The 5,184-nt window shown below is 52.8% G+C and carries 7 protein-coding genes; 4 read left to right on the forward strand and 3 right to left on the reverse strand.

Features of this window, described 5'->3' with window-relative positions; genetic code table 11:
- Positions 1–337: 337 nt before the first annotated feature.
- Positions 338–757 carry a GFA family protein gene (locus ACFWW2_RS05430; RefSeq protein ID WP_393926742.1) on the reverse strand — a complete coding sequence of 140 codons (420 nt, stop codon included), beginning with the start codon at positions 755–757 and terminating at the stop codon, positions 338–340.
- Between the two features lie 175 nt (positions 758–932).
- Between ACFWW2_RS05430 and ACFWW2_RS05435 the strand changes: the two genes are divergently transcribed.
- Both ACFWW2_RS05435 and ACFWW2_RS05440 read left to right on the forward strand, forming a co-directional pair.
- Positions 933–1,493, forward strand: coding sequence for a bifunctional transcriptional activator/DNA repair enzyme AdaA (locus ACFWW2_RS05435; RefSeq protein ID WP_393926743.1), 561 nt, complete (start codon positions 933–935; stop codon positions 1,491–1,493).
- Positions 1,490–1,999: a methylated-DNA--[protein]-cysteine S-methyltransferase gene (locus ACFWW2_RS05440; protein WP_393926745.1), complete on the forward strand. Its 510-nt coding sequence runs from the start codon at positions 1,490–1,492 to the stop codon at positions 1,997–1,999. The genes ACFWW2_RS05435 and ACFWW2_RS05440 overlap by 4 nt, the downstream gene beginning before the upstream one ends.
- Before the next feature lie 17 nt (positions 2,000–2,016).
- Here the strand turns inward: ACFWW2_RS05440 and ACFWW2_RS05445 are convergent, their stop codons facing one another.
- On the reverse strand, positions 2,017–2,910 hold the full coding sequence (locus tag ACFWW2_RS05445) for a DMT family transporter (RefSeq protein ID WP_393926747.1): 894 nt from the start codon (positions 2,908–2,910) through the stop codon (positions 2,017–2,019).
- Between the two features lie 277 nt (positions 2,911–3,187).
- On the opposite strand from ACFWW2_RS05445, the gene ACFWW2_RS05450 reads away from it, so the two are divergent.
- Complete coding sequence (locus ACFWW2_RS05450; protein ID WP_393926749.1) at positions 3,188–3,487, forward strand: Rid family hydrolase; 300 nt, start codon at positions 3,188–3,190, stop codon at positions 3,485–3,487.
- A 288-nt stretch (positions 3,488–3,775) separates the two neighbouring features.
- Here the strand turns inward: ACFWW2_RS05450 and ACFWW2_RS05455 are convergent, their stop codons facing one another.
- Positions 3,776–4,690, reverse strand: a complete 915-nt coding sequence (locus ACFWW2_RS05455; RefSeq protein WP_393926751.1) for a DMT family transporter — start codon at positions 4,688–4,690, stop codon at positions 3,776–3,778.
- A 137-nt stretch (positions 4,691–4,827) separates the two neighbouring features.
- On the opposite strand from ACFWW2_RS05455, the gene ACFWW2_RS05460 reads away from it, so the two are divergent.
- The coding region (locus ACFWW2_RS05460; protein WP_393926753.1) for an Ada metal-binding domain-containing protein at positions 4,828–5,184 on the forward strand (357 nt) is incomplete at its 3' end.

A 5,184-nucleotide genomic window follows, 5' to 3' on the forward strand; every position in this document is an offset into this window, starting at 1 on the left:
CAATCTGATCGCGGTTTCAACCTTGCCGATCCACACCCAGCCAACCCCATCATGAGCCCGCGAGCTCGAAGAGAACCAAGGCAACCTCAGACGTCAGAAAAACACAAAAGTGAAAACGAACATTGACAGATTAGAGAACACAATCGGCCCAGAGCTGCCCTCCAGTGACGCCCCCGGTTTCTGCAGTCGCAGCCCGCTTAGCTGCCATTCGCTGCGATAGTGAAATCTCGAGGTCGGCGAACGGGGAAGGTGCGGACCAAGCGTTCTTTCGCTGCGCTTGCGCCAATGTCCGCTCAACTAGTACATCTGGTCACAAAGGCAGCTCAGATTATTCGCCCTATTGATCCATTTTCAGAGAGAATTGCTCAACTGTTTCGATGTCAGGCAATGCATAATAGTCACCCTTTGTCTCGGGGTAGAGTTGCCGATCCATTCTTAGTCCAGTGTCTCCATCAATTGTCCCCGCCATGACAGAGGTATGCGCACTGTCCAGCCTCGCCCAAAAGAGCTGACTTCCACAGTTTTTGCAAAACCCACGCCGTGCAGTGGTCGAAGATTGAAACCAGGTGATGTTTGACTGTCTTTCGACTTGAAGTTGATCGTTATGAGTTTGCGTAGCCGCTACATAGTGCCCAGAGGCTTTACGGCATTGGGTGCAATGGCACCCAACCACTTGCCTTGGTTCACCCTGAATGAGGTACTTGACCCGACCACATAGACAACTGCCCCGCATGATACCCTCCTCACCTTTCAACATTCATTCCGATTGCTATATCTCTGCTTGGGGGCTTTCTCATGGCCTCCCGCAGCATTGTGATTTCCAGAATTCTAGGCGGCCCGCCTATCCGAAGTCGAGCCGAGTACTGGTCGGTTTCGGACTCGATCATCCGCGAAGGCTCGCGAGCCGTGGCTTGAACAGATAAGGTATCGCAATGTTGGACTTTGAAACCTGCAACGCCGCGCGGATCAGGCGCGACCCAAGTTTCGATGGCATGTTTTTCACGGCCGTTCGAACGACCAAAATCTATTGCCGCCCTGTTTGCCCGGTGAAGCACCCACTGACCAAGAACGTCAGCTACTACCCAACAGCGGCAGCGGCGGAGAAAGCAGGATTTCGCCCTTGTTTGCGGTGCAGGCCAGAAACGGCACCATTTTCGGCAGCGTGGAATGGGACACAGACAACGGTCACGCGCGCGTTACGCCTGATAGAAGAAGGGGCGCTCGACAACGGTACAGTCGATGAGTTGTCCGCGAAATTGGGCGTGGGCGCACGCCATTTGAGTAGATTGTTCTTGCGGCATGTAGAGGCATCACCGATGCAAGTTGCGAAGACCGTTCGTATCCAGCGCGCCAAACGTCTGTTGAGTGACAGTTCGCTTTCGATCACCGAAATCGCTTTTCAATCAGGCTTTGGCAGCGTCCGCAGATTCAATGCCGCATTCCTAGAGCTTTATGGGCGTTCGCCTTCATCCATTCGAAGACCCAAAGCATGAAGAACATACCGCTATTCTATACGTATTTCGACAGCCCCGTCGGGCGTCTCCTTTTGGCTGGCGATCAGAAATCATTACATTTTTTAAGCTTTCCTGGCGGTCACAAAGCATTTGGACCTCAGCCAACGTGGACCATGTCTGATGTTCATTTTGACGCAGTGAAAGAACAGCTATCGTTGTATTTTTTGGGATCTCTTGAGGTGTTTGATTTGCCTTTGACCCTGCATGAAACGGATTTCCAGAAGCGGGTTTGGGGATTGCTCACCGAGATCCCCTTTGGCGCGACACGGACCTATGGGGGACTGGCGGAAAAGCTGGGAACACCCAAGGCCAGTCGTGCGGTTGGGGCCGCAAACGGGTCTAATCCCATCCCGATCATCATACCTTGTCATCGCGTTATCGGATCAACCGGCAAGCTGACCGGGTTTGGCGGCGGCATCGACACAAAACGCTTTCTGTTAGACTTGGAAAATCCTTCGAAAAAGCTTCTCCAAAACCCATTTTGACGCGGCAGGCGTGACTACTAGGCAGGTCTCAATCGAAACATCCGCCCGTCGATCACCAATAACCCGCACGAGATCAGAGCCAATCCGACAAAATGTGTCGTGGCCAATACTTCGCCGAGAAACCCAGTCCCAAGCAATATTGCACTGACTGGAATCAGAAGCGTGACCAGTGAGGCGTTCACAGCTCCCGCAGTTGCAAGGAGACGGAAAAAAATCATGTAAGCCAGTGCTGTTGAAAAAAGTGCCATACCAATAATAGAACCAACAGCGGCCGTACTGGGCATCCTCAGTGTCCAAGGATGATCGACCAACAGAATGACCGGCAACATGATGATGGTTGTTCCAACAAGCTGACCCAGTGCGGTGACCGAGCTGGATAAACCCAATGCATTGAACCGTCGACCGTACACGACTGAAAAGCCCTGACAGAGCGCTGCCGTCAGGCAAGCCACTAGACCGAGTGTCGCTATGCTTGTCCCCGATGAAACCTCTTCGCCAAACAAGAAACCAACACCTATCAAGGCCAGAACAACACCAAAGAACTTGTTCACAGTGAACTTTTCATCGGCCAACATGACATGCGCAACGGCTATCGAAAAAACCGGTGTGGCGGCATTTGCGATGGAAGCAAGACCACCCGGTATGGTCGTTTGTGCCCAGAAGAACAGGCTGAACGGGATGACATTGTTCAGAAATCCCATCGTCAGGAACGCCTGCCAAACCTGCGTGTTTCCAGGCAATTTAATGCCTCTCATCCCTAGGTAAATGAACAAGGCAAGTGCTGCGATGCTGACGCGCAGAAAGACAACGGTCAGTGGAGGAAGTTCGCCCACAGCTATTGAGGTGAAGAAGAACGTCCCACCCCACAATATCGACAGAAACCCAAGCAGCCCCCAATCCACAAATGACATTCTCATGAGTACATCTTCCTCTTTGTTTTGCGGAAGATGTACGGGCTCAGAGATGGCCAGGCTGGCCTCTTTAGGACCTGATCATCTTCTTTAGCGATATGACCATCGTTCTGACTTTAAGGTGACCCGCCGTCTTGCTGGTTCAAAAGTCGGCTTTCGCAATAGACGTTCCAGTTCATCATGCACTACGCTGTTTTAGTACTGATGCGACACGGGAGACATGAAGGTGGCCACAACAAGATTTCCATATGAGGGTTTGGGCCGTTGCGAAGCAGTTATGTCAGATGGAATTGTTTACGCAGTCGCGACTGATCCACAGGGCTCAGATGGAATCCTAGCGCAGACGCAGAATGCGCTGGATGAACTCAACCGCATCCTCGAAAAAGCCGGGAGCGGACGAGTTGGATTGCTTCAGGCGACGGTCTATCTCAGCGACGTAAAGCAGAAGCCGGAAATGGACACAATTTGGATCGATTGGATCGGACCAGAAGAGAACTGGCCGCAACGTGCGTGTATCGGCGTTGATCTCGACGAAGGATGTCTGATTGAGATTGTGGTGACGGCAAAGGTTATCTGATCGAGAAGCATGAGCGGCCATTCATTTGGCCTGCGCATTTGTCAACTTGGGTTCTTCCAAAACCTCCGCCGCGATCCGTACGATGGGCAGCTTTGGATAAAATTTGGCAAAATCGTTCGGTTTTGGGTGAAGTTAAAAGGCCGGGAGTTAATTGATCAATAACCAAAACACTCAGGCGTGATGACATGGTATTTGGTTGGTGTTTTGTGAAGTGACCTGCTGTCCACCCGTCCGATCAAGCAAGATAGTCTGAGCATCGCAAGCAATATCGAATACATGGTCTTTCTCCTATGATGTTGCATTTTTTCGGGTCGGCAGTTTCAGATGCGCGGTCACGATTGCGACGCCCCCAAAGATCATCAGAAGACCGATGATCAGTGTTGGCGAAAGGGCTTCGCCAAGGAGCAGGACACCTAAGAGAACGCTGAATCCCGCCCGCATATAGCTCCCTGTCGTGACGCCGAGTGGGCCAAGGATTCGGACCAGACGGAAGTAGATCACCATTGCGATTGCTGTCGAGAACACGCCCATAGCGACAACGGCGGCGATAGCCGGAGCAGTCGGGGCTAGGCTCAAAGGATCATCCACCCAAAGCGAGACAGGGAACATCAGCAATGCAGCAAACGCCATGGAACAGGCTGCCGTTAGCACAGGCGGTTGATCAGAAAACCGTTTAGCGTAGATCGCAGCAACAGCATAGCTCAGACTGGCACCTGTAATCGCAAGCTGGCCTAGGACAGAGTTCCCTTCGCCTGCCAAAGCTGCCGGTCCCATGATGATCAGCACACCTGCAAATCCCAGAAGGATGCCGGTGAATTGCTGCGCTCCTGCGGTCCGATCCCGCAACAGAAAGAAGCCGATGAGGAAAACAAACAGGGGAGGCGTCGTGTTGAGAAGCCCTGCAAGGCCGCTGTCGATGTATTTTTGGCCCCAACTGATAAGCGTGAAAGGAAGCGCACTTTGAAGGATACCCTGTAAGAGCAGCGCACCCCATCTTGCTGGTGATCTAGGAAACGTGACACCGCGCCAGAGCGCAAACAGCACCAATAGCGATGCGCCAATGGCAAGCCTGCCAAAAACGATTGTAGCAGGCGGAATTGTATCTATCGCCACTTCGATGAGCGTGAATGAAGCCCCCCACAAAAATGACAGGATTACCAACAGGCTGATTTCGAGGAACGTGTTTTGCGTGGGTTGAGACATGGGATACCTTTGAATTTTCTCAGGTATCGCATTCATGCCGCGACTGAGCTGGCTGGAATCGGACGCTATCCCCCGATCAGGTCCGATTCCAGCTAGACGTAAGGCTGCGCCATACGCGACAAGAGGGAATGGACGACATGCTGCCAATCTTTCCTGACGCTGAAACCTGTGACCGTGCAAGGATTGCGCGTGATAAGACTTTCGATGGTTTGTTCTTTTCCGGCGTGAGGTCCACCAAGATATATTGCCGCCCCGTCTGCCCTGTGCGGCCAGCCAAGTCCGCCAATGTCACGTTCTATCCGACCGCAGCGGCGGCGGAGCGCGCCGGGTTCCGCCCTTGCCTGCGCTGCCGGCCAGAAACGGCACCCGGCAGTCCCGCGTGGCTTGGGACAGCGACCACAGTGGGACGTGCATTACGAATGATCGAAGATGGGTTTTTAGATGCAAACAACGTCAATGATCTCGCAGATAAGCTCGGCATCGGATCACGTCAC

The sequence above is a fragment of the Yoonia sp. R2-816 genome, assembly GCF_046762905.1.
In the GTDB taxonomy this organism is placed as follows: Bacteria; Pseudomonadota; Alphaproteobacteria; order Rhodobacterales; family Rhodobacteraceae; genus Yoonia.

What these genes read in the sequence shown, in the direction of transcription:
- ACFWW2_RS05450 (WP_393926749.1), top strand. Translation starts at nt 3,188, where the DNA reads ATGTCAGATGGAATTGTTTACGCAGTCGCGACTGATCCACAGGGCTCA.
- ACFWW2_RS05430 (WP_393926742.1), bottom strand. Translation starts at nt 757, where the DNA reads ATGTTGAAAGGTGAGGAGGGTATCATGCGGGGCAGTTGTCTATGTGGT.
- ACFWW2_RS05455 (WP_393926751.1), bottom strand. Translation starts at nt 4,690, where the DNA reads ATGTCTCAACCCACGCAAAACACGTTCCTCGAAATCAGCCTGTTGGTA.
- ACFWW2_RS05445 (WP_393926747.1), bottom strand. Translation starts at nt 2,910, where the DNA reads ATGTCATTTGTGGATTGGGGGCTGCTTGGGTTTCTGTCGATATTGTGG.
- ACFWW2_RS05435 (WP_393926743.1), top strand. Translation starts at nt 933, where the DNA reads ATGTTGGACTTTGAAACCTGCAACGCCGCGCGGATCAGGCGCGACCCA.
- ACFWW2_RS05440 (WP_393926745.1), top strand. Translation starts at nt 1,490, where the DNA reads ATGAAGAACATACCGCTATTCTATACGTATTTCGACAGCCCCGTCGGG.